Origin of the sequence: Actinacidiphila epipremni, from assembly GCF_012034175.1 — a bacterium.
In the GTDB taxonomy this organism is placed as follows: domain Bacteria; phylum Actinomycetota; class Actinomycetes; order Streptomycetales; family Streptomycetaceae; genus Actinacidiphila; species Actinacidiphila epipremni.
In genome coordinates this window covers 196,431-223,323 of record NZ_JAATEJ010000008.1, presented here as the reverse complement: position 1 = coordinate 223,323, position 26,893 = coordinate 196,431, and the positions used below count along the sequence as shown (strand labels likewise).

The following is a 26,893-nucleotide window of genomic DNA, read 5'->3' as shown; positions in this document are numbered from 1 at the left end:
CCCACCACGGACGCGGCGTCAGCGCAGGCGGGCTGCCATCAGGGCCACGTCGTCGTCGCCGTCGGGTGGGAAGTGGGTCAGGAGCAGGTCGCAGACGGACTCGACGTCGTCGGGGGCGGTGGTCAGCAGCGCGGCCATGCGGGTCATCGCCTCGTCCAGGTCGCCGCCGCGGCGTTCGAGGAGGCCGTCGGTGACCATGACGAGGCGGGTGCCGGCCGGGAGGGGGACGCGGACGGCGGGCGGGTGCGGGAGGCCGAGGCCGAGCATCGGGCCGTGGTCGCGCAGGAAGTACGTGGCGCCGCCGGGCTCGCGGATCGCCGGCGGCAGATGGCCGGCGTTGGCGATCTGGACGGCACGGCCGGACTCCTCCACCAGCACCACGCACAGCGTCGCGCCCACCGGCGAGCCGACCTGGTGCAGCAGCCGTTCCAGGTGGCCCAGCACGACATGCGGCCCGTGGCCCTCCAGCGCGTACGCCCGCAGCGCGTGCCGCAGCTCGCCCATGACGACGGCCGCGTCCAGCGAGTGCCCGGTGACGTCCCCGACGGCCAGCATCAGCCCGTCGGGCACCGGCAGCGCCTCGTAGAAGTCGCCGCCGATCTCCGCGGTCTGGCCGGCCGGCAGGTAGCGCACGGCGAGTTCGGCGAGCGGGCTGGCCGGCAGCGAGGCGGGCAGGAAGGTGCGCTGGAGGGTCAGCGCGAGCGCGTGCTCCTCGCGGTAGGAGCGCAGCGCCTCCAGCGACAGGGCGCAGGCGTGCGCGAGCTGGGTGAGCACCTCGGGGTCGTCGTCGCCGAGCGCGCCGCGCGGCAGCACGACGGCCGCCGCCGAGCCGGTGCCCTTGACGCGGGCCACGGCGACGGCGAGCGGCGCGCTGCCGCCGGTGAGCGGATCGGTGCCGGCGAGCCGGCCGGCCGGCACGGTCTCCATGTGGACGCCCGCGTCGTCGCGGGCCCGCAGCCGCATCACCTCGCGGGCGAACCGCTCGGAGCCCTCGGGCACCGGGGCGCCGCCGGGGGTGCGCAGCGCCTGGACCAGGCCGTCCTCGGCCGTGCGGACGACGACCAGCGCATGCGTGCCGAACATCCGCGCGGCGCCGCCCGCGGCCCGGGCGGCGAGGTCCGCGACACTGTCGGCGCGGTAGAAGTCCAGGGTGGCGCGGTTGAGTTCGGCCAGCCGGGTCGCGAGCGTCTCGGCGCGCTGCCGGGCCCGGGCGTAGCGGAGCACCGCGCCCACGGTGGCGAGCAGTTCGTTGGGCGCGACGGGCTCGGTGAGATACGCGTCCGCGCCGCGGTTGAGGCCCTGCGCGCGGTCGGTGACGCTGATGGCCGCCGCGGAGACGTGGATGACGGGCAGTCCCGCCGTCCTGGCGTCGGCCTTGACCGACTCGCAGACCTCGAAGCCGGTCATGTCGGGCAGCCGCACGTCGATCACGGCGATCTCCGGCAGTTCGGCGGTGTGCCGCAGCAGGTCGAGGGCGCCGCGGCCGTCCTCGGCCTCCAGCACCTCGTGCCCGGCCCGCCGCAGGTGGGTGCCGAGCACGTACCGGTTGGTGGGGTTGTCGTCGACCAGCAGCACCCGGGCGCCCTCGCCCGGCGCGGGCCCCGTCGCGGTCACGGCCGCGCCGTCCCGGGGTCGCGCGGCCGGGGCAGCACCGGGGAGAGCACGTCGGCCAGCCGGGCGGTCGTCAGATGCGTCTTGCCGAGGACGGCCAGCGCGTGCACGAGCCGGGAGGAGTCCACGCCCGACGGGTCGTTGGCGGTCAGCACGACCACCGGGACCCGGTCCAGCTCGCGGTCCTCGGCCATCCGGGCGAGCAGCTGGTAGCCGTCGGGCGGCGGCATGGTGAGGTCGAGCAGGACCGCGTCCGGGCGCTCGCGGCGGATCACGGCGATGGCCTGCGCGCTGACGCCGACCTCGGTGACCTCGCGGGCGAGCTGCGCGAGGGCGGGCCGTACGGTGGTGCGGAAGACGGGGTCGTCGTCGACGAGGACGACCCGCTCCAGGCGCGGGCCGCCGCCGGCGGGGTCGCCGGGGCGCGGTGCGGTCCCGGAGGGGATCTCGACGGTCACGGTGGTGCCGGCGCCGGGGGCGCTGTCCAGCATCATGCGCCCGCCGAGCAGCTCGGTGAGCCGGCGCGCGTAGGGCAGGCCGAGGCCGGTGCCGGAGCGGGCCCGCTGGTGCGGGCCGCGGACCTGGTAGAACTCCTCGAAGACCCGGGCCTGTTCCTCGACCGGGATGCCGACGCCGGTGTCGGTGACGGTCAGCACGCACCAGGGGTGCCCGGCGCGCTCGGTGAAGTCCACGGTCAGCTCGACCCGCCCGTGCTCGGTGAACTTCAGGCTGTTGGACAGCACGTTGCGCAGCACCCGGGTGAGCATGACCTCGTCGGTGACCAGGGGCCCTGCCGGGCTGTCGGGCAGCACGTCGGGGACGACCAGCGGGACGCCGGGGCGGGCGGTGCCGCTGAGGGTGCCGTGCAGCTGGTGCAGCACCATGCGCAGGTCGACCGGGACCAGTTCCGGCTCCAGCCGCCCGGACTCCGCCTTGGCGACGTCGAGCAGTTCCTCGACCAGGGCGAGCATGGTACTGCTCGCGCCGGCGATCATATGGACCTGCTGGGCCTGTTCCGCGGTGAGCGGGTCGGCGCCGGGGTCGAGCAGCAGCCGGGTCAGGCCGATGACGCCGTTGACCGGGGAGCGCAGCTCATGGCTGACGTTGGCCCAGAAGCGGGTCTTGGCCTCGTTGAGCAGGCTCAGCTCGCGGGTCTTCTCCTCCAGCTCCGCGTAGAGGGCGACGACTCCGCTGTTGGTGGCCTCCAGCTCGCTGGACAGCTCGGCGTACAGGGCCATGACGCCCTGGTTGGTCTCCTCCAGCTCCTGGTTGAGCCGCTGGAGCTCCTCCTGGTGGGCGCGGGCCTGCTGGAGGGCGGCGAGGAGGTCGCGGTTCTGGCTGCGCAGCTCCTCGCCCATGCTCACGCCGGCCAGTCCCCTCAGCTCCTCTCGTACGTCGGCGGCCCGCTCGGCGAGGGGCCGCGGTGTCACGGGAAGCGGCTGCCCGAGAACCAGGCGCGGAAACGGGGTGGCGTCCCAGCGGCTGGTGTGCAGCAGCCGGCCGGCCGCCTGCAACGCGTCGGGCGCCGGGCGCACCGCTCCCGACCAGCCGAACTCCGCGATGAGCCGCGGGCGTTCGGCCTCCTCCAGCACCAGGCGGCCGGTGAGCGCGCGGGCGCCGAGCAGGCCGCGGCCGACCTCGCCGACGACGGTGGCCAGCCGTACGGTGTCGGCCTCCGACATGCCGAGCCGGCGGCACGCCTCCTGGACGTCGCGGCGCATCGCGATGAGCGCGCGCTCGTCGGTGACGGCCAGCGAGAACAGGCACAGCGGGTCGTCGTCCGGCGCGGCGGGACCGCCGGGCGCGGGTGCGGTGGGGTGTGCGGTCACGACGGCACCTTGACCACGACGACACCGGCGTCGTCGCGCCGGGTGCCGGCCTGCCACAGCAGCTGCGCGGCGATCAGCGGCGGCGCCTGCGCGATCAGGCCCGGGAACTGCCCCGGCTGCCAGCGGCTGTTGAGGCCGTCGGAGTGCAGCACAAGGGCGCTGCCGGGCGGCAGGCCGGCGCTGAAGGTCCGGGGGCGGCCGAGGCTGGACCCGACGATGCCGGGGACGGACATCAGGGTCTGCCGGCTGTCTGCGCCGAGGACGAGGGCGGTGATGTTGCCGACGCCGGACAGCGCCACCCGCCGCTCGCGCGGGTCGACGCGGGCGACGGCGACGGCGGCGCCGCGGGTGCCCTTCAGCCCGGTGTGGATGTCGGCGAGGATCGCGGCGGGTTCGGCGGCGCGGCTGGTACGGAAGGCGGTACGCGCCTCGTCGCCGGCCCGGGCGGCGAGCGGGCCGTGGCCGAGGCCGTCGCACATCATGACCAGCAGGTGCGGCGGGCCGCCGGCGACCGGGTGCTCGCGCACCGCCCAGGTGTCGCCGCACTGCGTCTCGCCGCTGATCGGCCGGGTCAGGCCGCTGACCCGCACGCCGGGCGGGGCGGCGGCCGGGCCGCCGGGCGGGGCGGGGGCGTCGAAGCGGGCGTGGACGCAGGTGCCGCGGCCGGGCAGGGTGTGGAGGGCGAAGTCGTCGGCGAGCCGGCTGATGGTGCCCAGGCCCACGCCGAGGGTGCCGGTGGTCGAGGTGCCGTCGCGCAGGGCGGCGGCGACGTCGGCGATGCCGGGTCCGCTGTCGAGGGCCAGCACCTCGACGGCGGCCCGGCCGGCGAGGGCGGTCACCCGCAGCGCCAGGGCGCCGTCGACCGCGTGCCGCTGGATGTTGGTGGCGGCCTCGGTGACGGCGAGCGCGAGGTCGGCGGCGCGCTGGTCGCCGAGGCCGGCCTTGCGGGCGAGCACGGCGGCCTCGCGCCGCCCGGCGGAGGCCAGGCCCTGGTCGGAGCGCAGCCACAGCACCTCGCCGGCCTCGGCCCACCCGAGCACGCGGCCGGCGGGGTCGGCACGGTCTGCGGTGCTGTCACGGCCGGCGGGCCCGGCGGGGTCTGCGGGGGTGCCGCGGCCGGCGGCGGCGCGGCCTCCGGGGTCGGCAGGATCGACAGGGCTCATCGCGCCCACTTCACGACCACGACATGCGTGCCCTTGCCGGCCTGCGACACCAGGTCGAACTCGTCGGCGAGCCGGCGGGCGCCGCTCAGCCCCAGCCCCATGCCCTTGCCGGAGGACCAGCCGTCGGTCAGCGCGAGGTCGAGGTCCGGGATGCCGGGCCCCTCGTCGTGGAAGGCCACCTTCACGCCGGTCCTGGTGCCCCGCGTCACGACGCTCACCCGCATCGTCCCGCCGCCGCCGTACGTGAGGGTGTTGCGCGCCAGTTCGCTCGCCGCCGTGACCAGCTTCGTCTGGTCCACCAGTGACAGCCGGGCGCGCTGCGCATACGCCCGTACCGTCTGCCGGGCCTTGACCACATCGGCGTTGGCGACGATGTGCGACTCCTCGGCCGCGGTCTCCTCGGCCGGCTCCACGCCGGGTATCACCGGCTTACCGGGCCCTGGTTCCGGGCCCGGCGCAGCGCGCCGATCCCCTGCTCCAGGTTGAGCGCGGTCCGCACCCCGCCGAGCGACAGGCCCAGTTCGACCAGCGTCATGGCGACGGCCGGGCGCATGCCGACGACGACGGTCTCGGCGCCGAGCACCCGGGAGATCGCGGCGATGGTGGCGAGCATCCGGCCGACGAAGGAGTCGACGATCTCCAGCGCGGAGATGTCGATGACGACACCGCGCGCCTCGGTCTCCACGATCCGCCGGGACAGGTCGTCCTGGAGGTCGAGGACCATCTGGTCCTCCAGGTCGACCTGGATGGAGACCAGCAGGATGTCGCCGATCTTGAGTATCGGCACCCGGTCGGTCACAGCAGGCCGCCGATCTGCGCCGTCTCCCTGTTCTGCTCGATGCGCCGCAGCGCATGGCGCAGGGCGTCGGCGAGGGTCGCCTTGGTGGTGATGTCGCCGAACTCGATGCCCAGCGCCACGATGGTCTGCGCGATCTGCGGGCGGATACCGGAGATGGTGCACTCCGCGCCCATCATCCGGGCGGCCACCACGGTCTTGAGCAGGTGCTGGGCGACCTGCGTGTCGACGGACGGGACACCGGTGATGTCGACGATGGCGTGGGTGGCGTTCTGGTCGAGCAGCGACTGGAGCAGCTTTTCCATCACGACCTGGGTGCGGGCCGAGTCCAGCGTGCCGACCAGCGGGACACCGACGATGCCGTCCCACAACTTCACCACGGGCGTGGACAGTTCGAGCAGCTGCTCGGCCTGCGCGGAGATGATCTCCTCGCGGGTCTTGGCATGCACCTCGACGGTGTAGAGACCGAGGTCGTCCAGCACCCGGGAGAACTGGAGGTAGGCGCTGACGTCCTCGGGGCTGCTGAGCGCGGGCTCCAGCACCTCCTTGAGGGAGAACAGGCTCACCGCGGTCTCGGTCGGGGTGAAGCCCTGCCGGGCCCGGTTGCGGGACAGCTCGGTCAGCAGGCTGCGGACCTCGCCGTACGCCTCGCCCCTGGTGTGCAGTCCGCCGTCGCGCAGGGCGGTGAGCAGCGCCTGGTACATCTCGGTGAGGTCCTGCTGGATCTCGGCGGCGGTGAGCCGGCCGGCGAGCGTGGACGTCACGATACGTATCCACGTGGCCGTGAAGTCGTCCTGGCCGTCGGTGAGCAGGCCCACCAACTTGTCCGACTCGTCGTGCGCCATGGCGCGCCCCTCTCGTTCAATCGTTCGGAGCGAGACTACGGCATGGCCCGGCGCGGTCAGATCGCGAGCACCGCCTGGTCTACCGTCGGGTAGGACGGGAAGATCGCATGCAGTCCCGCGATGTCGAAGACCCGGTTGAGGGTGGCGTTCAGGCCGGCCAGGGCGAGTGGCGCACCGGCCCGCTTGGCCTGCTGGAAGGCGGTGACCAGGACGGTCAACCCGGTGGAGTCGCAGTAGCGCAGGCCGGTGAGGTCGATCACCAGCCCGGCGGCGGTCATGGGGGTGTCGTCGAGGGTGTCGCGCAGGTCCGCGGCGGTGGAGAAGTCCAGTTCGCCGGTGACGGTGATCAGCGCCGGGCCCGCGGCGTGCGGCCCGGCGGTCACCGTCAGGACGGGGTCGTGGTGGGGCTGGGGACGGGGGTCGCTCACGGGTTCCTCCTTCGCACACCGGGCGGGTCCCAGGGGCGCCATGGTACGCACGGGGCGGGCCGGTGTGCGGCGACGGACTCCCCGGCGAAGTTGTGTAAGCCCTCCGAAGCCGGGTAGGGCCAGAATGTCCCACTCGGCGATGCGAGGTGAAGAGAGACGATGTCCGCGCAATCCGCAGCGACGGCTCTGCCGTCGATACCGACCGGCCACACCCGTTCCTCACTGGACGACCTCCCGGCTGTGGCGGAGCCCGCGAAGGTCTCCCCCCGCGACGCTCGGGAGCTGTCGCGGCTGTTCTTCGCCCGGCTGCAGTCACTTGAGGAGGGCACGGCCGAGTTCTCGTACGTGCGCGGCACGCTCATCGAGATGAACATGTCGCTGGTGCAGTTCGCGGCCCGGCGCTTCCGGGGCCGCGGCCCGGAGGAGATGGAGGACATCCTCCAGGTCGGCACCATCGGGCTGATCAAGGCGATCGACCGGTTCGAGCTCAGCCGCGAGGTGGAGTTCACCACCTTCGCGGTGCCGTACATCGTGGGCGAGATGAAGCGGTTCTTCCGTGACACCTCGTGGGCGGTGCATGTGCCGCGCCGGCTCCAGGAGCTGCGGGTGGAGCTGGCCAAGGCGCGCGACCACCTCACCGGGGTCCTCGACGCGCCGCCGACGGTGGCGGAACTGGCCGCGTATCTGGAGATCTCCGAGGAGGAGGTCATCGAGGGCCTGGTGGCGTCCAACGGCTACACGGCCGGCTCGCTGGACATGCCCGCGGGTGACGGCCAGGACGACGAGGGCCGTACGTACGCCGAGACGCTGGGCGAGTGCGACCCGGCGATGGAGCTCGTCGAGGACTTCCAGGCGCTCGCGCCGATGCTGCACAAGCTCACCGAGCGCGAACGCCGCATCCTGCAGATGCGGTTCGGCGAGGAGATGACGCAGGCCGAGATCGGCGCGGAGCTGGGCTGCTCGCAGATGCATGTCTCGCGGCTCATCTCCCGGCTGCTGGCCAAGCTGCGGGCGGGAATGCTGACCGAGCGCTGAGGCCCGGCCCTTACGGCGGCGTACGACGATCCCCTGGCACCGGGCGGTGCCAGGGGATTTCTGCTGCCTCTGCGTGCCTGCTCCGTGTGCCTGCTCCGTCGGCTCGTGACGCAGGAGGTGCGCACATGGCGCGGGGGGGGCGGGTGTTGCGGGCGGCTCAGGCCACCGGCGCCGGGCGCAGGTCCATCCGGACCGTGATGCGCTTGCCCTCGGGGACTCGGGTGACCTCGAAGCCGCCGCACAGCGCCGTCACGATCTCCATGCCGTGCCGTCCGACGCGCTCCGGGTCGGGCTCCATGACGGTGGCGCCGTGCGCGGACCCGTCCCAGACGGCGATCTCCAGCACGGTGTCCCGGTCGAGCAGGCGCAGTTCGACGCCGCAGGGCCCGCCGGCGTGCTTGACGGCGTTGGTGACCAGCTCGCTGACGACCAGCTGCACGTCGGCCACGCACTGCGGGCCGACCGCGGTGCCCGCGGTCCGCACGTCGTCGAGGAAGGCGGCGGCCAGCCGGCGCGCGGCACCGATGGCGCCCGGCTCACCGGCGTAGACCTCGCGCACCCGGCCGGAAGAAGCAGGCCCGGAGCCGGCGCTTCCCACCGGCGCGGTCAGCTTCCGCTGTCCCCACATCGCTCTCCCCTTCCCGTTGCCGCCGCCCGAGGCGCGGGCCCGCTCCCGGGCGGGCGGGCGACCACCGGGGTGAGCAGAACCGGAAGCAACGGACCCATGTATATCAACCTCCACCCGTCCGCATGCCCGGATTCCGCGCACGCAGGCCGGCCGACCGCGCCCGGGGTGCCGGTCCGGGGGCGCGGGGCCTGTTTCGCCGCCGGTCCGCGGGCCGCCGGCCGCCCGGCGGTCAGCCCTGCCGCACGGTGAGGGCGCCGTTGGCCGTCCGCACGTCGAGCCGGTTGCGGCCGGCCGGGTCGTCGGGCACGGTGACGTCCTTATGGCCGTTGCGGGTCGTGGCGGACACACGGTAGGAGCCGTGCGGGACGGTGAGGGTGGCGGCGCCGTTGGACGTGGTGACCTGGACGTCGGCGGGGGCGCCGAGGGCGAGGTCGACCCGGCCGTTGGACGTCGTGACCTGGACGCCGGCGCCGCCGGTGAGGCCCTTGGCGGTGACGGTGCCGTTGCCGGTGCCGACGTGGACGGCGCCGGTCACCCCGTCCATGTCGACCCGGCCGTTGCCGCTCGTCACCGTGACGGCGCCGACGTGGGAGAGGTGGACGGCGCCGTTGCTGGACCTGCCGGTGACCGGGATGCCGGCCGGGACGCGCACGGTGTAGTCGACCGAGCACTTGGCGCCGCAGCCGCCGAGCACCAGCACGCCGTCCTCGACCCGGGGTGCGGTCTTCGCCGGCTTGTGGCCGCGGTAGTCGTATTTCCGGTGCATGGACAGGGCGGTGCCGTCCGGGACGCCGGTGACCGAGACGGCGCCGGAGCCGTTGTCCAGCCGTACGGAGGTGATCGTCCCGGTCAGGGCGCTGTCGTCCTCGGCGGTCCGGCCCTTGACGGCGTTGCACGAGACCAGGGTGAGCCCGAGGCCGCCGAGGGCGACGGTGGTGGCCGTGAGGGTCCCGAAGGTGCGGCGCGGCTGGCGCATGAGGTGTGTCTCCCCGTGAGGCAAGGTCGTGGCGGTCGCGCGAGGAAAGCGCTGTTCGCGGGCCTGGTGGGCCGGCTCGTCGACGCTATCGACCACGCGCCCGCCCCGGCCATCGGGAAAACCCCCCGGGTTCGTGCGCGGGCTTTCCGTACCCCTTCGCCGGCGGGAGACGGCCGGCGCCGGGATACGTACCGTCAGGTGGTTCAGATGGTGCCGTTCTCCCACCACCAGGCGCGGCCGAGGTCGGCGCGGCTGTCGACGTGCTGGTGGTCCTCGGTGTACGTCTCCAGGCCGGAGAAGCCGCAGGTCTCGGCCTTCTTGTAGACGGTCTTGTTGGCCACGCCCGCGACGCCGAGGTCGGCGGCCGTGCCGTACAGGTGCATGCTGTCGCTCGCGCCGCCGACCGAGGCGTTGTGCGCGATACTGCGGAAGCCGGAGTTGACGGTGATGGGCACGTTGCCGAGCTTCTTGCGCAGGGCTTCGAGCTTGTACATCAGCCGGCGGGCGTTCTCCTTGGCCGCGGCGGCGCTGACCTTGCCGCCGGCGAAGGTGCCGCTGACCCGGTCGGTGAACTCGCTGAAGTTGAAATGGACCGTCGAGCCGTCGGACTGCTGGAGCGCGTTGAGCTGCGCCTGGGTGGCCGGGCCGACGATCGCGTCCGACGCGAGGCCGTAGGCGGACTGGAAGAGCCGGACCGCGGTGGCGGTGCCGGGGCCGAAGTCGCCGTCGATGGCGACCCGGGTGTGGGCGGGGCTCGCCGTCGCCCAGCCGGCGACCCGGATCTGCAGCTCGGTGACGTCCGCGCCGGTCATGCCCTGCTGGAGGGTGCGCGACCAGGAGTAGGCGGAGGCCGCGCCGGTCAGCAGGACCGGCCCGAGCACGGCACCCGCGCCGGCGGCCAGGGTGCCGCGCAGCAGGGTGCGGCGGTCGAAGGGGAAGGAAGACGAGGCCATCGTTGTCCTCTCGGTGACCGGCCGGGACCGTACGCCCGCGGGAGCGGGCGCCCCCAGCATGCCGCTGGTGCGTGAGGTGCTCAAGAGGCGGGAGCGCGAACATTGCCCGCCGGGCGGGTGGCGGGCGCGAGCGGGAGTACGGGCGGGGGTAGGGCCGGGGCGCGCGGTCCGCCGTTCGGATGGGATGGCCGCCCGGCGGGGACGAGGTCCGGGGCGCGGGGCGGCGGCGGGCCGAGGATGGCGGCATGGAGATCGGTTACAAGCTGGCCGCGGAGGCCTTCGGGCCGCGCGAGCTCGTCCGGCAGGCGGTACGCGCCGAGGCCGCGGGCTTCGACTTCGTCGAGATGAGCGACCACTTCCACCCGTGGCTGGACGTCCAGGGGCACTCCCCCTTCGCCTGGACGGTGCTCGGGGCGATCGCGGCAAGCACCGAGCGGATCGGCCTGGCCACCGGCGTGACGTGCCCGACGGTCCGCTACCACCCGGCGGTCGTCGCGCAGGCCGCGGCCACCCTCGCGCTCGTCAGCGGCGACCGGTTCGTGCTGGGCGTCGGCTCCGGGGAGCGGCTCAACGAGCATGTCGTCGGCACCGGCTTCCCGGACGCCGTCCGGGTGCGCCACGAGCTGCTGCGGGAGGCCCTGGAGATCATCCGGCTGCTGTGGCGCGGCGGTTACCAGTCCTACGAGGGCCGGCACCTGCGGCTGGCCGACGCCCGGGTCTTCGACCTGCCCGAGCGGCTGCCGCTCATCGCGGTGGCCGCGAGCGGCCCGGACTCGGCGTCGCTGGCGGCGGAGCTGGGCGACGGGCTGTTCGCGACCGAGGACGAGCCGTCGATCGTCGCCGGCTACCGGGCGGCGGGCGGCTCGGGGCCGCGGTACGCCGAGGTGCCGGTGGCGTGGGCGACGGACGAGCGGAGCGCGGCGAAGGCCGCGTGGACGACGTCGCGGTGGGCGCTGACCGGCTGGAAGGTGATGAGCGAGCTGCCCAACCCGGTCAACTTCGAGGCCGCCACCGGCACGGTGCGGGTCGAGGACGTGCTGGCGAAGTTCGCGTGTGGGCCCGAGCCGGACCGCTACGTGGCGGCCGTGCAGCGCTATCTGGACGCGGGCTTCGACCGGATCGTGCTGCAGAACGCCGGGCCGGACCCGGACGGCTTCCTGGACTTCTACGCGCGCGAGCTGGACGGGCGGCTGCGCGGGCTGGGCCCAGCCGCGGACGCCGGCTGAGGGGCGTCCGCGAACTCGCCGGCCGGCGCCGTGCCGTGGGGCGCGGCGCGGCGGCGGTGGGCGCGCTGGCGGCAGGTTGCGCCGCAGAAGCGCGGCGGGCGGCCGGTGGGGTGGGCGGTGAGGGCGGCGCCGCACTCCTCGCAGCGGGCGGCGGTGTCACGCAAGCCCGGGTCTTTCGTGACGGAGCCGGGCGGCCGGAGGCCGTCGAGGGTGAGCTGGACGAGCCGCAGTCCCGCGGGGCGGTCGCGGCGGGCGGTGAGGACCGCGGCGCAGCCGACGGTGAGGGACACGACGTCGTCGGGGCCGATGTCGGCGCGGACGCCGCCGGCGCGCTGCGCGGCGTGCAGCAGCGCGGTGAGGACCTGGCGGAAGCGCAGCAGCGAGGCGGTGAGCACCGGGCGCGGCCAGCTCGCGTCGGCGGCCACGAGGTCGCAGACGGCGCCGCGGCGGTGGGACTTCTCGACGACGTCCCGCACGAACCCGTAGAAGGCGTCGGCGGGTTCCGACCGGGCCATGCGGCGCTCCCCCGAGGCGGCCAGGTCGCTCAGGTGCTGGGCGAACACCGCTTCGAGCAGGGCCTGCTTGCTCGGGAAGTGCCGGTAGACGGTGCCGGCGCCGACGCCCGCGCGGCGGGCGATCTCGCCGAGCGGGACATCCAGGCCGCCCGCGGCGAAGGCGTCGCCGGCGGCGGCGAGGACCTTGGCGCGGTTGCGGCGGGCGTCGGCGCGGTCGCCGGTTCTGGTGCTGCCCGTGCCGCCGCTGGTGCCGGTGCTGCTGCCGCCGCTGCTCGGTACGGTCTTCGCGGTCATGTCGTCGTTGTCGGTCATGTCACGGAACCCCTTGAGGACGGCACCCAACCGGGTTGAAGTATTCCATCTGTCCCCCGGGTCCATCCGCTGTGCCGTGCCGAACGGCCGCCCGGGGAAGGGGAGGACGCCATGACCGCCACACCCGCACGTACCCCCGGCGGACCCGGGTCCACCGGCGGGCCCGTCGCCGTGACCGGCGCGACCGGCAGGCAGGGCGGTGCGACCGCGCGCCGGCTGCTGGCCGGCGGCCGGGCGGTGCGGGCCCTCGTACGGGACAAGTCCGCGCCCGCCGCGGTGGCGCTCGCGGACGCCGGGGCCGAGCTCGCCGTCGCGGACTTCGACGAACCCGGCACCCTGGCCCCGGCGCTGGAGGGCGCCATGGCGCTCTTCGCGGTGCCGCCGGTGACGTTCGGGCCGGGCGGCAGCGACCACGCGCTGGAGCTGGCCCGCGGCCGGGCCCTGACCGACGCGGCGGTGGCCGCGGGGGTGGGCCAGGTGGTCTTCACCGGGGTGGCCTCGACGAGCGGCGCGGCGTTCGCGGCGCCGGGCAAGCGGGGCATCGAGCGGTATCTGCGCGAGCGCGTCCCGCTGGTGACGGTGCTGCGGCCGGTGCGCTTCATGACGAACTACCTCGGCTCGTCCGGCCTCGGTGTCGACGGCTTCGCCCACGGCGTCCACCGGCACCTTTTCCCGCCGGACCAGCCGCTGCAGATGATCGCCCTGGCGGACATCGCCGAGTTCGCGGCGCTCGCCTTCGACCGGCCCGAGCGCTTCGCGGGCCGCACCCTGGAGCTGGCCGGTGACGAGCCGACGCCGGCCGAGGCCGTCGCGTTGATCGCCGACGCGACCGGGTTCCCGCTGCGGTACGAGCAGCTCACCGGCGAGGAGGCCGCCGCGCTCGGCCCGGAGATCGCCGCGGTGCGGCAGCGCTGGCTCGAAGGGCAGCGCTGGCACGCCGACATCGAGGCGCTGCGTGTCATCCACCCGGGCCTGCGCACCCTGTCGGACTGGCTCGACGAGGGCGGCACCGCCGCGCTGCGGGCCCTACTCGCCGCCGACCCGCCGCGCTAGCCCCTTCGGAGGCGGGGGCCGGGCCCGCGGGCGGGGTCAGGAGGCTTCGGCGCGCAGCGTGAAGCCGGTGGGGGTGGGCGGGGTGGTGAGGGTGGCGTGGACGGGGCGGAGCCGGTCGGCGAGGCCGCGCAGGCCGTTGCCGGATGTGGGGGTGCCGGGGGCGCCGCGGCCGTCGTCGTGGATCTCCAGGTGGGTGGGGCCGACGGTGATGCGGCAGTGGGTGGCGCCGCTGTGCTTGATGACGTTGGTGACGCCCTCGCGCAGCACCCACGCGAAGGCTTCCCGCAGGTCGGGGGCGAGGTCGCCGGCGGTGGTGGGGATGTCGGCCTCGATGCCGGCGGCGCGCAGGGCGTCGCGGGCGCCGGCGAGTTCGCCGTCCAGCGAGATGCGGTGGTAGCCGGTGACGGCGGCGCGCACCTCGGACATCGCCTGCCGGGACAGCGTCTCGACGTCGCGGGCCTCGGCGAGGGTGGCGGCGCCGTCCGCGTCGCTCTCGATCATGCGGCGGATCAGGCCGGCCTTGACGGTGATGGTGGCGAGGCTGTGGCCGAGCAGGTCGTGCAGGTCGCGGGCGAGCCGGGTGCGCTCCGAGGTGGTGGCGAACTCGGCGATGACGGCGTTGGCCGCGCGCAGCCGGGAGATGGTGACGTTGAGCATCAGCAGCGCGCTGACGGCGAACGTCACGGCGACCAGGGCGAGCGCGTCGGTCCACTCGGCGCTGCCGTCCCGGATCCACGACACGGCGACGAGCGCCGCGGCGACGCCGATCCCGACCCGGCGGCTCCACCGCACCGGCAGCAGCACCCCGGCGACGATGATCGCGTAGAGCAGGTAGACCGACTGCGCCATGTCCTGCTGGGTGAGCGGCACGCCCACCCCGAGCAGCAGCAGCAGGCCGGTCGCGGCGACCTTGGCGCGGTGCGAGGCCCGCGCCCCGAAGCGCAGGGCGAGCACGAAGCCGGCCGCGTAGAGGACGAGGTCGGCGAGCGCGAGCGCCTTGCCCGTACCGGAGAGGTCGTCCGCGTCCAGCGCGGACTGCAGGGGGCCGATGAGGAAGAGCAGGATGACGGCGGGCCCGAGGTACCCGCGCACCCGGGCCTGCCGGCTCGCGGCCGAACCGCCGTCCTTGACCCGGGCGTTGCGCTCGCCGAGCCAGGCCGGCCACTGCCGGGTGTCGAACTCCGCGAACAGCGGTGCCGCGTCTGCTGTTTCTTCCGCTTCGAGGTCCATGTCCGCCTGTGTGAGGGCTGGTTGCCAGGGATGGTCGGGGCTGATCTGGGCTAGGGGGCGCTAGGGGCGGCTAGGGGTTCCGCGCCCGTGCGGGCAACCATAGCTTGCCCTGTGGGAAGCGCGGCCCCGCCGAATTCTCCTGACCGTTCCGGGCGACCGCGCGCCACACTTGGATTCGCGATACATGGACGGTGGTCAATGCGCTGGCAGGACATCTACGTTGCGGGCGTGGGAACGGATCTCCCGCCGGCGACGACCGTGGAGACGGCGATCGAAAAGGGCCTTGTCGAGGCCGGCAGGGCCGCCGAACTCGGTTACCGCTCGGTGCTGGTGGCCGAGCAGGGATCGGGGCCGGAATTCGCCGTCAACGCCGGGCGTACGGCCGTGGAGCGGTCCGGGATCGACCCGGCCGAATTCGGGCTGCTGCTGCACAGCTACATATGGTTCCAGGGCCGCAGCATCTGGGCGACGGCCTCCTACGTGGCGGCGCAGGCGCTGTCGGTGCACGTGCCCGCCTACGACGTGCTCCAGCGCTGCAACGCCGGCGTGGGCGCGCTCGAACTGGCGGCGAGCCACCTGACCGCGGGGACCCGCGGCAGCGCGGTCCTGCTCACCACGGGCGACAGGTTCGCAGCTCCGGCGATCGACCAGTGGAACACCCACGGCAAGGCGATGTACGGCGACGGCGGCACCGCCCTGGTGCTCGCCAAGGGCCGCGGCTTCGCGCGGGTGCTGTCGACGGTGACGACGAGCGACAACCACTTCGAGGGGATGGCGCGCGGCACCCGGCCGCTGGACGAGCTGCCGCCGGACCCGCAGGTGCCGGTGGACCTGGTCGCGCCGTACAAGGAGTTCACCGCCGAGGTGGACGCCACGGAAATCTACACCCGGCTCTTCGGGCGCATCCACGCCGCGCGCGACCAGGCGCTGGAAGAGGCCGGGGTGAAGATCGAGGACGTCAAGCGGGTGGCCGACGCGGCGACCCGGGGCGGAATCGACGACAATCTCTACGCGCAGCTCTACGGATTCAGCGCCGAGCAGACGAGCTGGGAATTCGGGCGGCGCACCGGGCATCTCGGGGCGGGCGACCAGTTCGCCGGTCTTGAGGACATTCTGCGCAAGGGTTCGGTCGTTCCCGGCGACGTGGTGATGCTGTTCGGCGGCGGCGCGGGATTCTCCTGCACCGCGGTGGTGCTGGAAATCCAGGAAGTGCCTTCCTTCTGATCCTTCGCTGATCCTTCGCGCTGATGCTTCGCGCGCCGCCGGGCACGGGGACGGCAGCGCGGTGAACGGCTCCCGACCGGTGGTTCGTGGTCGGGAGCCGTCGCGTATGTGCGGCGGCCGGTGCCGGCCGCCGACTCGGCTCAGTCGTCGGCGAGTTCGCCGTCGAGGATGGAGAACAGCTCCTCGGCGGTGGCCGTCTCCAGGGAGTCCTCGCCGGTGGCCGCGGTGAGGCGCTCGGCCAGCTCCCGCAGCCGTACCGCGATCCGGACGCCCTGGTCGGCGCCGGGGGCCGCGGCCTTCACCGCGTCCTCCAGGCGGGCCAGTTCGGCCTCCAGGGAGTCGGCGGGCTCGCTGTCCCGGGCTTCCTGCGCGGCTGCCGCCGCGTCCTCGTCGACGAGTTCGGTGTGCAGGTAGTCGGCGAGGGTGTCCAGCGTCGGGTAGTCGAAGATGAGGGTGGCCGGGAGCCGCAGGTCGGTGGCGGCGCCGAGCCGGTTGCGCAGTTCCAGCGAGGCCAGCGAGTCGAACCCGAGGTCGCCGAAGCCGCGTTCGGCGTCGATGGCGGCGGGGTCGGCGTGCCCGAGCACATCGGCGACATGCCGGCGGACCAGGCCGAGCAGGTGCCGCCGGCGCTCGCGCGCGGTCATCGCGGCGAGCCGTTCGGCCAGCGGCAGTTCGGGCGCCGCCTGGACCTCGCGTACGGCGCGGCGCACCGGGGTGCGGACCAGTGCGCGCAGCAGCGCCGGGATGCGCTCGGCCTCGCGCGGGGTGCCGAGGTCGAGCCGTACCGGCAGCAGGTGCGGTGCGGCGCCGGGGCCGGTGCCGGCGTCGAGGAGGGCGAGCCCTTCGGCGACCGGCAGCGCGCCCTCGCCGGCGCGGGCCATCCGGTCGAGGTCGGCCTGGGTGAGGTGGCCGGTGATGCCGGTCGCGGTGTCCCACAGCCCCCACGCGAGGGAGACCGCGGGCAGGCCCTGCGCACGGCGATACGTGGCGAGGGCGTCGAGGAAGGCGTTGGCGGCGGCGTAGTTGCCCTGGCCGGAGGCGTCGAGGGTGCCGGCGACGGAGGAGAAGAGGACAAAGGCCGCAAGGTCCCGCTCGCGCGTCAACTCGTGCAGGTGCCAAGCCGCTTCGGCCTTGGGCGCGAGAACGGCGGCGAGCCGGTCGGGGGTCAGCGACGCCACGACCGCGTCGTCGACGACGCCGGCGGCGTGCACGACGGCGGTGAGGTCGTCGCCGATGCCGGCCAGCAGGGCGGCGAGCGCGGGGCGTTGGGCGAGGTCGCACGCGACGATCTCGGCGGTGGCGCCCAACGCGGCCAGCTCCTCGCGCAGTTCGGCCGCGCCGGGAGCGTCGGGGCCGCGGCGGCTGGTCAGGACGAGCCGCCGCACCCCGTGCGTGCCGGCGAGGTGGCGGGCGACGAGCGCGCCGAGGCCGCCGGTGCCGCCGGTGATCAGGACGGCGCCCTCGCCCCAGCGCGGTGCCTCGCTCGCGTCGGCGCGGGCCAGCCGCGGTACGCGGGCGGTGCCGCCTCGAAGCAGCGTCTCGGGCTCGGCGGCGCCGGGCAGCGCGGCAAGGTCGAGGGCCGCCGGGTCGTCGGTGTCGACGAGCAGGAAGCGGCCCGGGTGCTCGGCCTGCGCGGCCCGTACCAGGCCCCACACGGCCGCTCCGGCCGGGTCGGTGACGTCGGGGCCCGCGGCGCCGGAGGTCACGACGACGAGCGGGCCGTCCGTGTCGCCGGCGATGCGCTCCTGGAGCGCGGCCAGCACGGTCGCGGTGGCCTCCCGCAGGGCGCCGGGGACGTCGCCCGTGGTGGGCGGCACGGTGAGAACGGTGGCGCCGGCGGGCAGGCCGGCGGGCTCGGCCGGCGTGGTCCATTCGACCCGGAAGAGCGAGCGGGTCCCGGCCGTGAGGCTGCCGGCGGCGAGCGGGCGCAGCGCGAGCGCGTCGATCCGGGCGACCGGCGCGCCGGTGGCGTCGGCCAGGTCGAGCGTGACGGCGTCGCCCGCGGCGGGCGCGATCCGTACCCGCAGCCGGGTGGCGCCGGTGGCGTGCAGGGTGACGCCGCTCCACGCGAAGGGCAGCGTCGCGTCGGCCTCGGGGTCGCCGTCGGCCACGCCGATGGCGTGCAGGGCGGCGTCCAGCAGCGCGGGGTGCAGCCCGAACGCGCCGGTGTCGGCGGCGTCTTCGGGCAGCGCGACCTCGGCGTAGGTGTGGGTGCCGTGCTGCCAGGCGGCGTGCAGGCCGCGGAAGAGCGGCCCGTATCCGAGCCCGGCGGCGGCCAGTTCGGCGTAGCGCCCGCCGGTGTCGACGGGTTCGGCGCCGGGCGGCGGCCACTCGGTGAGGGCGGCCTGCGTCGCTCCGGGCCCGGAGGTGCCGGGCGTCAGGGTGCCGGTGGCGTGCCGGGTCCAGGGGGTGGCGGGCGGGGCGCCGGCGGGGCGGGCGTAGAGGGTGACGGCGTGGTGGCCGTGCGGGCCGGCCGGCTTGGTCACGAGCTGGACGTCGGCCGGGGAGGCGAGCGCCAGCGGGGCTTCGAGGGTGAGGTCGTCGAGGGTGGCGCAGCCCAGTTCGGCGCCGGCGGCCAGCGCCATCTCGACGAGGGCCGCGCCGGGCACGACGGGCGTGCCGGCGACGGTGTGCTCGGCCAGCCACGGGTGGCTGCGGATGGACAGCCGGGCGGTGAAGAGCAGGCCGTCGCTGTCCGGGAGCGGCACGCTCGCGCCGAGCAGCGGGTGCTCGGCCGCGGCGAGGCCGAGGTCGGCGACGTCGCCGCTGACGCCGACCGCGTCGAGCCAGTAGCGCGTGCGGTCGAAGGCGTACGTCGGCAGGTCCACCCGGCGGGCGCCGGGCAGCGACGCGGCCCAGTCCACCGGGACGCCCCGGCTGTGCGCGCGGGCCACGCCCTCGGCGAGGGTGCGCTGCTCGGGCCTGCCCTGCCGCAGCAGCGGCACGAACGCGGCGGCCTCCGGCGTACGCAGGCAGTCCGGGCCCATCGCCGACAGCACGGAGTCCGGGCCGAGTTCGAGGTACGTGCGGACGCCCGCGGCCTCCAGGGCGCCTACGGCGGCGTGGAAGCGTACGGCCTCGCGGACGTGCCGCACCCAGTAGTCGGCGGTGCGGAGGTCGTCGCCGGCGGGCTCGCCGGTCAGCGTGGAGACGATCGGCAACTGCGGCTCGGCGAAGGCCAGTTCCGCGACGACGGAGCGGAACGCGTCGAGCATCGGCTCCATCAGCGGCGAGTGGAAGGCGTGGCTGACCCGCAGCCTGCGGGTCTTCGCGCCGCGCGCGGCGGCCTCGGCGGCGAGGGCGAGCACGCCGTCCTCGGCGCCGGAAAGCACCACGGAGGCGGGCCCGTTGACCGCGGCGATCCCCACGTCCTGCCGGTCGCCGAGGAGTTCTCGGGCCTCGGCCTCGGGGAGCGACACCGCGACCATCGCACCGCCCTTGGGCAGCGCCTGCATGAGCCGGCCGCGGGCCGCGACGAGCGTGCCGGCGTCGGCGAGGGTGAGCACCCCGGCGACGTGCGCGGCGGCGATCTCCCCGACGGAGTGCCCGGCCAGCAGGTCGGGCCGCACGCCCCAGGACTCCAGCAGCCGGAAGAGCGCCACTTCGAGGGCGAACAGCGCGGGTTGGGCGGTCCCGGTGGCGTCCAGCGGGACCGTGCCGCCGAGGACCGCCGCCGGGTCGAGGCCGGCCGCGCCGCACGCCGCGTCGAAGGCGGCGGCGAACACCGGGTGGGCGGCGTGCAGTTCGCGCCCCATGCCGGCGCGCTGGCTGCCCTGGCCGGTGAAGAGGAAGGCGGTCTTGCCGGGGTTGGCGGCGGACTCCCCGCGCGTGACGCCGTCGAGCGCGGCCAGCAGCTCGTCCCGCCCGGTGCCGGTGACGGCGGTGCGGTATTCGAGGGCGGCCCGGCTGGTGGCGAGCGAGAACGCGACGTCGCGCGGGGCGAGTCCGGGCCGCCCGGCGACCCATGCGCGCAGCCGCGCGGCTTGCAGCGGCAGCGCTTCCTGGCTGCGCGCGGACAGCACCCAGGTGACGTACCCGCCGTGGGAGTCCGGACGGGCGGCTGCCGTGCGTCCCGCGGTCGTCACCGGTGCGGCCGGCGGCTCGCCGGCGAGCTCGGCGGGGGCCTGTTCGATGACGGTGTGCGCGTTGGTGCCGCTGATGCCGAAGGAGGACACGCCCGCGCGGCGCGGGCGGCCGGTCCGCGGCCAGGGGACGGGCTCGGTGGCGAGGCGGACCGCGCCGGACTCCCAGTCGACGTGCGGGGTCGGCTCGTCGACGTGCAGGGACGGCGGGATGACGCCGTGGCGCATCGCCATCACCATCTTGATGATGCCCGCGACGCCCGCCGCGGCCTGCGTGTGGCCGAGGTTGGACTTGATGGAGCCGAGCCACAGCGGCCGGTCCTCGGCCCGGTCCTGGCCGTAGGTCGCCAGCAGCGCCTGCGCCTCGATCGGGTCGCCCAGCACCGTGCCGGTGCCGTGCGCCTCGACGGTGTCCACGTCGGCGGTGCCGAGCCCGGCGGTCGCGAGCGCGCGGCGGATGACGCGCTGCTGCGAGGGGCCGTTGGGAGCCGTCAGGCCGTTGGAGGCGCCGTCCTGGTTGACGGCGGAGCCGCGCACGAGGGCCAGCACCGGGTGGCCGTTGCGGCGGGCGTCGGACAGCCGCTCCAGCAGCAGCACGCCCGCGCCCTCGGACCAGCCGGTGCCGTCGGCGGCGGCGGCGAAGGACTTGCAGCGCCCGTCGCGGGCGAGGCCGCGCTGCCGGCTGAAGTCGATGAAGGTGTCCGGCGTGGACATCACGGTGACGCCGCCGGCCAGCGCGAGCGAGCACTCCCCGCGGCGCAGCGCCTGGATCGCCCAGTGCAGCGCGACCAGCGAGGACGAGCACGCGGTGTCCACCGTGACCGCCGGGCCCTCGAAGCCGAAGGTGTACGACACCCGGCCGGACACGACGCTGCCCAGGGCGCCGTTGCCCAGGTAGCCCTCGACGCCCTCGGGCACCTTGCCGAGCCGGGAGGCGTAGTCGTGGTACATGACGCCGGCGAAGACGCCGGTCTGGCTGCCGCGCAGCGCGAGCGGGTCGATGCCGGCGCGCTCGACGGCCTCCCAGGTGACCTCCAGCAGCAGCCGCTGCTGCGGGTCGGTGGCCATGGCCTCGCGCGGGCTGATGCCGAAGAAGCCGGCGTCGAAGTCCGCGGCGTCGTGCAGGAATCCGCCCTCGGAGGCGTAGGTGGTGCCGGAGCGGTCCGGGTCGGGGTCGAAGAGCGTGTCGAGGTCCCAGCCGCGGTTGCCGGGGAAGGCGGACACCGCGTCGCGGCCCTCCGCGACCAGCTCCCACAGCTCCTCGGGGGTCGTGACACCGCCGGGGTAGCGGCAGCTCATCGCGACGATCGCGATCGGGTCGGCGTCCACGTCGGCCGCGTCCGGCCCGGGCGCCTCTGCCTCGGGCTCCTCCGCGCCGAGGAGGGTCGCGTACAGGTGCTCGGTGAGCACGGTGGGGTTGGGGAAGTCGAACAGCAGCGTGGCGGGCAGCCGCAGGCCCGTCGCGGCGGTGAGCCGGTTGCGCAGGTCCACGGCGGACAGCGAGTCGAAGCCGATCGCGCTGAAGGCGGTGCCGGCCTCGACCGCCTCGGGGTCGGTGTGGCCGAGCACGTCGGCGACCTGGGCGCGGACCAGCCCCAGCAGGTGCCGCCTGCGGTCGGCGCCGGACAGCGCGGACAGCTGTGCGGCGAGCGGCACCTGCGCCGGGCCGGCCGCCTTCCCGGCCGCGCGCCGGACGGTGGGCCGCAGCAGGGCGCGCAGCATGGGCGGTACGGTCTCGCGCGCGGCGGCGGTGTCGAGCCGTACGGGCAGCAGGTGGGCGGGCGCGGCGGCGTCGGGGGACGGGGCCGTTCCGGTCGCCGCGTCGAAGAGGGCGAGGCCCTCGGCGGTGGGGAGCGGGGCGTAGCCGTCGCGGGCCATGCGCTGGTGGTCGGCGGCGGTGAGGTGGCCGGTGATGCCGGTCGCGGTCTCCCACAGGCCCCACGCGAGGGAGACCGCGGGCAGGCCCTGGGCGCGGCGGTGCGCGGCGAGGCCGTCGAGGAAGGCGTTGGCGGCGGCGTAGTTGCCCTGGCCCGCGCCGTCGAGGGTCGCGGCGGTGGAGGAGAAGAGCACGAAGGCCGCGAGGTCGCGCTCGCGCGTCAGCTCGTGCAGGTGCCAGGCGGCCTCGGCCTTGGGGGCGAGGACGGCGGCGAGCCGGTCGGGGGTCAGGGAGCCGATCGTGCCGTCGTCGACGACGCCGGCGGTGTGGACGACGGCGGTGAGGTCGTCGCCGATGCCGTCCAGCAGCGCGGCGAGCGCGGCGCGGTCGGACACGTCGCACGCGACGATCCGCACCGTGGCGCCCAGCGCGGTCAGTTCGGCGTGCAGACCGGCGGCACCGGGTGCGTCCGGGCCGCGCCTGCTGGTCAGGACCAGCGCACGCGTGCCCCGCTCGGCCACGAGGTGCCGGGCCACCACGGCACCCAGGCCACCGGTGCCGCCGGTGATCAGGACGGTTCCCCCGCTCCCCCACGCGCCGGGCGCGCCGGCCTCGGCCCGCACCAGGCGCGGGGCGGCCGGCCGGCCGTCGCGCAGCACGGTCTCGGGCTCGCCGCTCGCCGCGGCGGCGGACGCCGCGGCGGCCGGGTCGGCGGGGGTGTCGGTGTCGACGAGCAGGAAGCGGCCGGGATTCTCCGCCTGCGCGGCCCGCACCAGGCCCCAGACGGCCGCCCCGGCCGGGTCGGTGGCGCCCGGCCCGGCGGCGAGCGAGGTCACCACGGCGAGCGGGGCCTCGGTGTCGGCGGCCAGCCGCTCCTGGAGCGCGGCCAGCACGGTCGCGGTGGCCTCCCGTACGGCGGCGAGCACGTCGCCCCCGGCGGGCGGCACGGCGAGCACGTCGGGCGTGGCCGCGGCGGCCGGCGCGGTGGGCAGCGGCGTCCACTCCACGCGGAAGAGCGCGCGCGGCGCGGTGCCGGCCGGGGCGGCGGTGAGCGGGCGGAAGGCCAGGTTCTCGACGGCCGCGACCGGCGCGCCGGCCGGGTCGGCCAGGGCGAGCGAGACGGCGCCGGAGGGCCGCGGGGTGATACGGGCGCGCAGCGCGCTCGCGCCGACCGCGGCCAGGGTGACGCCGGACCACGCGAAGGGCAACTCCACGCCCGCGGCCTCGGCGCCGTCCGGTTCCATGCCCACCGCGTGCAGGACGGCGTCCAGCAGGGCCGGGTGCAGGCCGAAGGCGGCGGCGGTGGAGTCCTCGGCGTCGAGGGCGACCTCGGCGTAGACCTCGTCGCCGTGCCGCCACACCGCGCGCAGCGCCTGGAAGACGGGCCCGTAGCCGTAGCCCTGGGCGGTGAGGCGGTCGTAGAAGCCGTCGAGGGGCACGGCGGTGGCGCCCGGCGGCGGCCAGGCGGCGGCGTCGAACGCCGGTGCGGGGGCCGGGAGTTCGAGGAGGGCGCCCTCGGCGTGCCGGGTCCAGGGGGTGCCGGGTGAGCGGCGGGAGTGGACGGTGAGGGCGCGCCGGCCGTCGGCGCCGGGGGCGGCGACGGCGATCTGCAGCTCGACCGTGCCGTCGGGCGGCAGCACCAGCGGTGCGGCGAGGGTGAGTTCGTCCAGCGTGCGGCAGCCGGCGCGTTCCGCGGCGTGCAGGGCGAGTTCGACGAAGGCGGTGCCGGGCAGCAGCACGGAGCCGGCGATGGCGTGGTCGGCGAGCCAGGGGTGGGTGCGCAGGCCGATCCGGCCGGTGAGCAGCAGCCCTTCGGCGTCGGCGAGTTCGACGGCGGCGCCGAGCAGCGGGTGCTCGGCCGGGGTGAGCCCGAGGCCGGCGGCGTCGGCGCCGCCGGCCCCGGAGTCCATCCAGTAGCGGCGGCGCTGGAAGGGGTAGGTGGGCAGCTCGACGCGCCGCCCGCCGGGGTGGGCGGCGGCCAGGTCGACGGCGGCGCCGTGGACGTGCAGCGCGGCGGCTGCGGTGGCGAAGGCGCGCGGCTCGGGCACGTCGCGGCGCAGTGCCGCGGCCAGCACGGTGCCGGTGCCGTCCTCGACGCTGTCCTGGGCCAGCGCGGTGAGGACCGCGTCGGGGCCCAGCTCCAGGTAGTTGCGCACCCCGCGGGAGTCGAGCCAGCGCACGGCGTCGGCGAAGCGGACCGCGTGCCGGACCTGGCGGACCCAGTAGTCGGGGTCGGTGAGCCGGCCGGGCGCGGCCAGCTCACCGGTGACGGTGGAGACGACGGGCAGGACCGGCTCGCGGTAGGTCAGGACGGCGGCGATCCGGGCGAACTCCGCGAGCATCGGGGCCATGCGGGGTGAGTGGAAGGCGTGGCTGACCCGCAACCGCCGGGTGCGGCGCCCGCGTTCGGCGAGCAGCGCGGCGAGGTCGAGGACGGGCTCCTCGTCGCCGGAGATGACCACGGCGTCGGGGGCGTTGACGGCGGCGACGTCCACCGAGCCGATGTCCGCGAGGAGTTCGCGGACCTCCGCCTCCGGTGCTCGGACCGACACCATGGCGCCGCCCGCGGGCAGTTCCTGCATCAGCACACCGCGGGCGGCGACGAGCGTCGCGGCGTCCTCCAGCGACAGCACGCCCGCGACATGCGCGGCGGCGATTTCGCCCACGGAGTGGCCGGCGACGAAGTCCGGTGCCAGGCCCCAGGATTCGGCGAGCCGGAAAAGGGCGACCTCCAGGGCGAAGAGGGCGGGCTGCGCGTATTGCGTACGGTCCAGGTCGGCGGCGCCGGCGAAGACCACGTCCCGCAGCGGGCGGTCGAGTTGCAGGTCCAGGTAGCCGCACGCCTCGTCGAAGGCGCGGGCGAAGACGGGGTGGGCGGCGTACAGCTCCCGGCCCATGCCCGGGCGCTGGCTGCCCTGGCCGGTGAAGAGGAAGGCGGTGCGGCCGGGCCGTACGGTGCCCTGGAGCAGGCCGGGCGCGGCGGTGCCGTCGGCGAGGGCGTGCAGGGCCGCGGTCATCGCGGCGGGGTCGTCGCCGACGACCGCGGCCCGGCGCTCCAGTGCCGCCCGGGTCGCGGCGAGCGAGAAGCCGAGGTCGGCGGGCGAGTGCCGGCCGGCGAGCCCGGCGACCCGGCGGGCCTGCTCGCGCAGCGCGGCCTCGGAGCGGGCCGACACCGTCCAGATGCTGACGGCCGGTGCGGAGGGTGAGGGTTGCTCCGCACCGGCCCTTCCTTCCGCCGGCGCACCGGAGGCGGGTGAGCGGTCCGCCTCCGGCGCCGTGCCGGCGGGGTCTGTGGCAGCGGCCTGGGCGTCGCGGGACGCACGGCCGGGCTCCGCCGCCTGCGCCGTCCCGGCGGGGTCTGCGGCGGCGCCAGGCGGCGCGGCGGCCGGTGCGGTCGCCGCGGGCTCCGTACCGGGCGCGGACGGCTCCGGGTCGCCCAGGATGAGGTGTGCGTTCGTGCCGCTGATGCCGAAGGAGGAGACGCCCGCGCGGCGCGGGCGGGGGCCGCGGGGCCAGGGGACGGGGTCGGTCAGCAGGGCGACCTCGCCGGACGACCAGTCGACGTGCGGGGTGGGGGTGGTGACGTGCAGGGTGCGCGGCAGCGTGTCGTGCTCCAGCGCCATGACCATCTTGATGACGCCGCCGACGCCCGCCGCGGCCTGCGCGTGGCCGATGTTGGACTTGAGCGAGCCGAGCCACAGCGGCCGGTCCTCGGCCCGGTCCTGGCCGTACGTCGCGAGCAGCGCCTGCGCCTCGATCGGGTCGCCGAGCCGGGTGCCCGTGCCGTGCGCCTCGACGGCGTCGATGTCCGCGGGGGCCAGGCCGCCGCTGGCGAGGGCCTGCCGGATGACGCGCTGCTGGGACAGGCCGTTGGGGGCGGTCAGGCCGTTGGACGCGCCGTCCTGGTTGACGGCCGAGCCGTGGACGACGGCGAGGACGCGGTGGCCGAGGCGGCGGGCGTCGGACAGCCGCTCCAGGGCGACCATGCCCGCGCCCTCGGCCCAGCCGGTGCCGTCGGCGTCCGCGGAGAACGCCTTGCAGCGCCCGTCGGCCGACAGGCCCCGCGCGCGGCTGAACGCCACGAACGTGCCGGGGCTGGACATCACCGAGACCCCGCCGGCGAGCGCCAGCGCGCACTCCCCGCGGCGCAGCGCGGCCACCGCGAGGTGGATCGCGACCAGCGACGAGGAGCACGCGGTGTCGACGCTGAGCGTCGGCCCCTCCAGGCCCAGCGCGTACGCGATCCGCCCCGAGGTGACGCTGGTGGCCTGCCCGGTGAGCAGATGGCCCTCGCTGCCCTCGGGCGCCTCGGCGAGCCGCGGCCCGTACTCCTGCGGCTCGACGCCGACGAAGACGCCGGAGCGGCTGCCGCGGATCCGCTCCGGGTCGATCCCGGCGTGCTCCAGGGCCTCCCACGCGGTCTCCAGCACGAGCCGCTGCTGCGGGTCCATGGCGACAGCCTCGCGCGGTGCGATGCCGAAGAAGGCCGCGTCGAAGTCGGCGGCCTCGTGCAGGAATCCGCCGGCGCGGGCGTAGGTGGTGCCGGGGTGGTCGGGGTCGGGGTGGAAGAGCGCGTCGAGGTCCCAGCCGCGGTCGGCGGGGAAGCCGGTCACGGCGTCGCGGCCCTCGGCGACCAGCTCCCACAGCCGGTGCGGGCCGTCCGCACCGCCGGGGAAGCGGCAGGCCAGGCCGACGATCGCGACCGGGTCGCCGTCCTCGGCCGCCGGCATCGCCTCGGGCAGCGCCGCCGCGCCCGCGGTGCGGCCGAACAGCTCGGCGAGCAGGTGCCGTACGAGCAGGGCGGGGCTCGGATGGTCGTAGACGGCGGTGACGGGCAGCGCGGCGCCCAGCGCCTCGCACAGCCTGCGGTGCAGCTCCACCGAGGACAGCGAGTCGAAGCCGAGCTGCTGGAAGGTGCGGTCGGCGTCGGCCGCCCCGACGCCGTCGCCCTCTCCCCCGGCGTCGCGCGGCCGTGCCGCCGCCGTGTGCTCCAGCACCAGGCGCAGCAGGCGCAGTTCCTGCTCGACCTCGGGCAGCGATGCCAGCTGTCGTACGACCGAGTCCGACCCGCTCATTGCGTTGCTCCACCTGTCGTTCGTCAAAAGCCTTGG

At 75.7% G+C, this 26,893-nt stretch carries 17 protein-coding genes; 4 read left to right on the top strand and 13 right to left on the bottom strand.

Annotation, left to right across the window (positions count from 1 at the left end; genetic code table 11):
* Positions 1-18: 18 nt before the first annotated feature.
* The 7 genes from HCN08_RS13330 to HCN08_RS13300 are packed head-to-tail and all read right to left on the bottom strand — an operon-like array spanning position 19 to position 6,672.
* The gene (locus HCN08_RS13330) at positions 19-1,614 is read right to left on the bottom strand and encodes a SpoIIE family protein phosphatase (RefSeq protein ID WP_167983236.1); all 1,596 of its coding nucleotides are present in this window, start codon (positions 1,612-1,614) and stop codon (positions 19-21) included.
* Positions 1,611-3,440 carry an ATP-binding protein gene (locus HCN08_RS13325; RefSeq protein ID WP_322974422.1) on the bottom strand — a complete coding sequence of 610 codons (1,830 nt, stop codon included), beginning with the start codon at positions 3,438-3,440 and terminating at the stop codon, positions 1,611-1,613. Before HCN08_RS13325 ends, HCN08_RS13330 begins: the two co-directional genes overlap by 4 nt.
* Positions 3,437-4,603: an ATP-binding SpoIIE family protein phosphatase gene (locus HCN08_RS13320; RefSeq protein WP_167983235.1), complete on the bottom strand. Its 1,167-nt coding sequence runs from the start codon at positions 4,601-4,603 to the stop codon at positions 3,437-3,439. Before HCN08_RS13320 ends, HCN08_RS13325 begins: the two co-directional genes overlap by 4 nt.
* On the bottom strand, positions 4,600-5,016 hold the full coding sequence (locus HCN08_RS13315; RefSeq protein WP_167983234.1) for an anti-sigma regulatory factor: 417 nt from the start codon (positions 5,014-5,016) through the stop codon (positions 4,600-4,602). The genes HCN08_RS13320 and HCN08_RS13315 overlap by 4 nt, the downstream gene beginning before the upstream one ends.
* A gap of 8 nt (positions 5,017-5,024) precedes the next feature.
* A complete protein-coding gene (locus HCN08_RS13310; protein ID WP_167983233.1) occupies positions 5,025-5,402 on the bottom strand; it encodes an STAS domain-containing protein in 378 nt (125 codons plus the stop codon).
* Positions 5,399-6,244, bottom strand: a complete 846-nt coding sequence (locus HCN08_RS13305) for an STAS domain-containing protein (RefSeq protein WP_167983232.1) — start codon at positions 6,242-6,244, stop codon at positions 5,399-5,401. Before HCN08_RS13305 ends, HCN08_RS13310 begins: the two co-directional genes overlap by 4 nt.
* A gap of 56 nt (positions 6,245-6,300) precedes the next feature.
* Positions 6,301-6,672, bottom strand: coding sequence for an STAS domain-containing protein (locus HCN08_RS13300; RefSeq protein WP_322974421.1), 372 nt, complete (start codon positions 6,670-6,672; stop codon positions 6,301-6,303).
* 159 nt (positions 6,673-6,831) lie between these two features.
* Between HCN08_RS13300 and HCN08_RS13295 the strand changes: the two genes are divergently transcribed.
* On the top strand, positions 6,832-7,707 hold the full coding sequence (locus HCN08_RS13295) for an RNA polymerase sigma factor SigF (protein WP_167983230.1): 876 nt from the start codon (positions 6,832-6,834) through the stop codon (positions 7,705-7,707).
* Between the two features lie 157 nt (positions 7,708-7,864).
* Here HCN08_RS13295 and HCN08_RS13290 read toward each other — a convergent pair whose 3' ends face one another.
* From HCN08_RS13290 to HCN08_RS13280, 3 genes are all read right to left on the bottom strand, one after another.
* Positions 7,865-8,335 (bottom strand): ATP-binding protein, encoded by a 471-nt coding sequence (locus tag HCN08_RS13290; RefSeq protein WP_167983229.1) that lies wholly within the window; start codon positions 8,333-8,335, stop codon positions 7,865-7,867.
* Between the two features lie 229 nt (positions 8,336-8,564).
* Positions 8,565-9,311: a DUF4097 family beta strand repeat-containing protein gene (locus HCN08_RS13285; protein ID WP_167983228.1), complete on the bottom strand. Its 747-nt coding sequence runs from the start codon at positions 9,309-9,311 to the stop codon at positions 8,565-8,567.
* A gap of 203 nt (positions 9,312-9,514) precedes the next feature.
* Positions 9,515-10,264: a D-Ala-D-Ala carboxypeptidase family metallohydrolase gene (locus HCN08_RS13280; protein ID WP_167983227.1), complete on the bottom strand. Its 750-nt coding sequence runs from the start codon at positions 10,262-10,264 to the stop codon at positions 9,515-9,517.
* A 245-nt stretch (positions 10,265-10,509) separates the two neighbouring features.
* Between HCN08_RS13280 and HCN08_RS13275 the strand changes: the two genes are divergently transcribed.
* Positions 10,510-11,490, top strand: coding sequence for a TIGR03557 family F420-dependent LLM class oxidoreductase (locus HCN08_RS13275; RefSeq protein WP_167983226.1), 981 nt, complete (start codon positions 10,510-10,512; stop codon positions 11,488-11,490).
* Here the strand turns inward: HCN08_RS13275 and HCN08_RS13270 are convergent.
* Entirely contained in the window at positions 11,430-12,317 is an 888-nt protein-coding gene (locus HCN08_RS13270) for a TetR/AcrR family transcriptional regulator (RefSeq protein ID WP_240970047.1), read from the bottom strand. The genes HCN08_RS13275 and HCN08_RS13270 overlap by 61 nt on opposite strands.
* A 111-nt stretch (positions 12,318-12,428) precedes the next feature.
* Between HCN08_RS13270 and HCN08_RS13265 the strand changes: the two genes are divergently transcribed.
* On the top strand, positions 12,429-13,370 hold the full coding sequence (locus HCN08_RS13265) for an NmrA family NAD(P)-binding protein (protein ID WP_167983225.1): 942 nt from the start codon (positions 12,429-12,431) through the stop codon (positions 13,368-13,370).
* Positions 13,371-13,406: 36 nt separating this feature from the next.
* On the opposite strand, the gene HCN08_RS36145 is transcribed toward HCN08_RS13265, so the two are convergent.
* Positions 13,407-14,600, bottom strand: a complete 1,194-nt coding sequence (locus HCN08_RS36145) for a sensor histidine kinase (RefSeq protein WP_167983224.1) — start codon at positions 14,598-14,600, stop codon at positions 13,407-13,409.
* 228 nt (positions 14,601-14,828) lie between these two features.
* Here HCN08_RS36145 and HCN08_RS13255 point away from each other — a divergent pair, with 228 nt between their 5' ends.
* Positions 14,829-15,824, top strand: coding sequence for a ketoacyl-ACP synthase III family protein (locus HCN08_RS13255; RefSeq protein ID WP_167983223.1), 996 nt, complete (start codon positions 14,829-14,831; stop codon positions 15,822-15,824).
* A gap of 140 nt (positions 15,825-15,964) precedes the next feature.
* Here HCN08_RS13255 and HCN08_RS13250 read toward each other — a convergent pair whose 3' ends face one another.
* On the bottom strand, positions 15,965-26,662 hold the full coding sequence (locus tag HCN08_RS13250; RefSeq protein ID WP_456319007.1) for an SDR family NAD(P)-dependent oxidoreductase: 10,698 nt from the start codon (positions 26,660-26,662) through the stop codon (positions 15,965-15,967).
* Positions 26,663-26,893 lie beyond the last annotated feature (231 nt).

Bases quoted from the DNA above. Each gene is read 5' to 3' on its own strand.
- HCN08_RS13320 (WP_167983235.1), bottom strand. From the start codon at position 4,603: ATGAGCCCTGTCGATCCTGCCGACCCCGGAGGCCGCGCCGCCGCCGGC.
- HCN08_RS13305 (WP_167983232.1), bottom strand. From the start codon at position 6,244: ATGGCGCACGACGAGTCGGACAAGTTGGTGGGCCTGCTCACCGACGGC.
- HCN08_RS13295 (WP_167983230.1), top strand. From the start codon at position 6,832: ATGTCCGCGCAATCCGCAGCGACGGCTCTGCCGTCGATACCGACCGGC.
- HCN08_RS13290 (WP_167983229.1), bottom strand. From the start codon at position 8,335: ATGTGGGGACAGCGGAAGCTGACCGCGCCGGTGGGAAGCGCCGGCTCC.
- HCN08_RS13285 (WP_167983228.1), bottom strand. From the start codon at position 9,311: ATGCGCCAGCCGCGCCGCACCTTCGGGACCCTCACGGCCACCACCGTC.
- HCN08_RS13280 (WP_167983227.1), bottom strand. From the start codon at position 10,264: ATGGCCTCGTCTTCCTTCCCCTTCGACCGCCGCACCCTGCTGCGCGGC.
- HCN08_RS13275 (WP_167983226.1), top strand. From the start codon at position 10,510: ATGGAGATCGGTTACAAGCTGGCCGCGGAGGCCTTCGGGCCGCGCGAG.
- HCN08_RS13270 (WP_240970047.1), bottom strand. From the start codon at position 12,317: ATGACCGACAACGACGACATGACCGCGAAGACCGTACCGAGCAGCGGC.
- HCN08_RS13265 (WP_167983225.1), top strand. From the start codon at position 12,429: ATGACCGCCACACCCGCACGTACCCCCGGCGGACCCGGGTCCACCGGC.
- HCN08_RS36145 (WP_167983224.1), bottom strand. From the start codon at position 14,600: ATGGACCTCGAAGCGGAAGAAACAGCAGACGCGGCACCGCTGTTCGCG.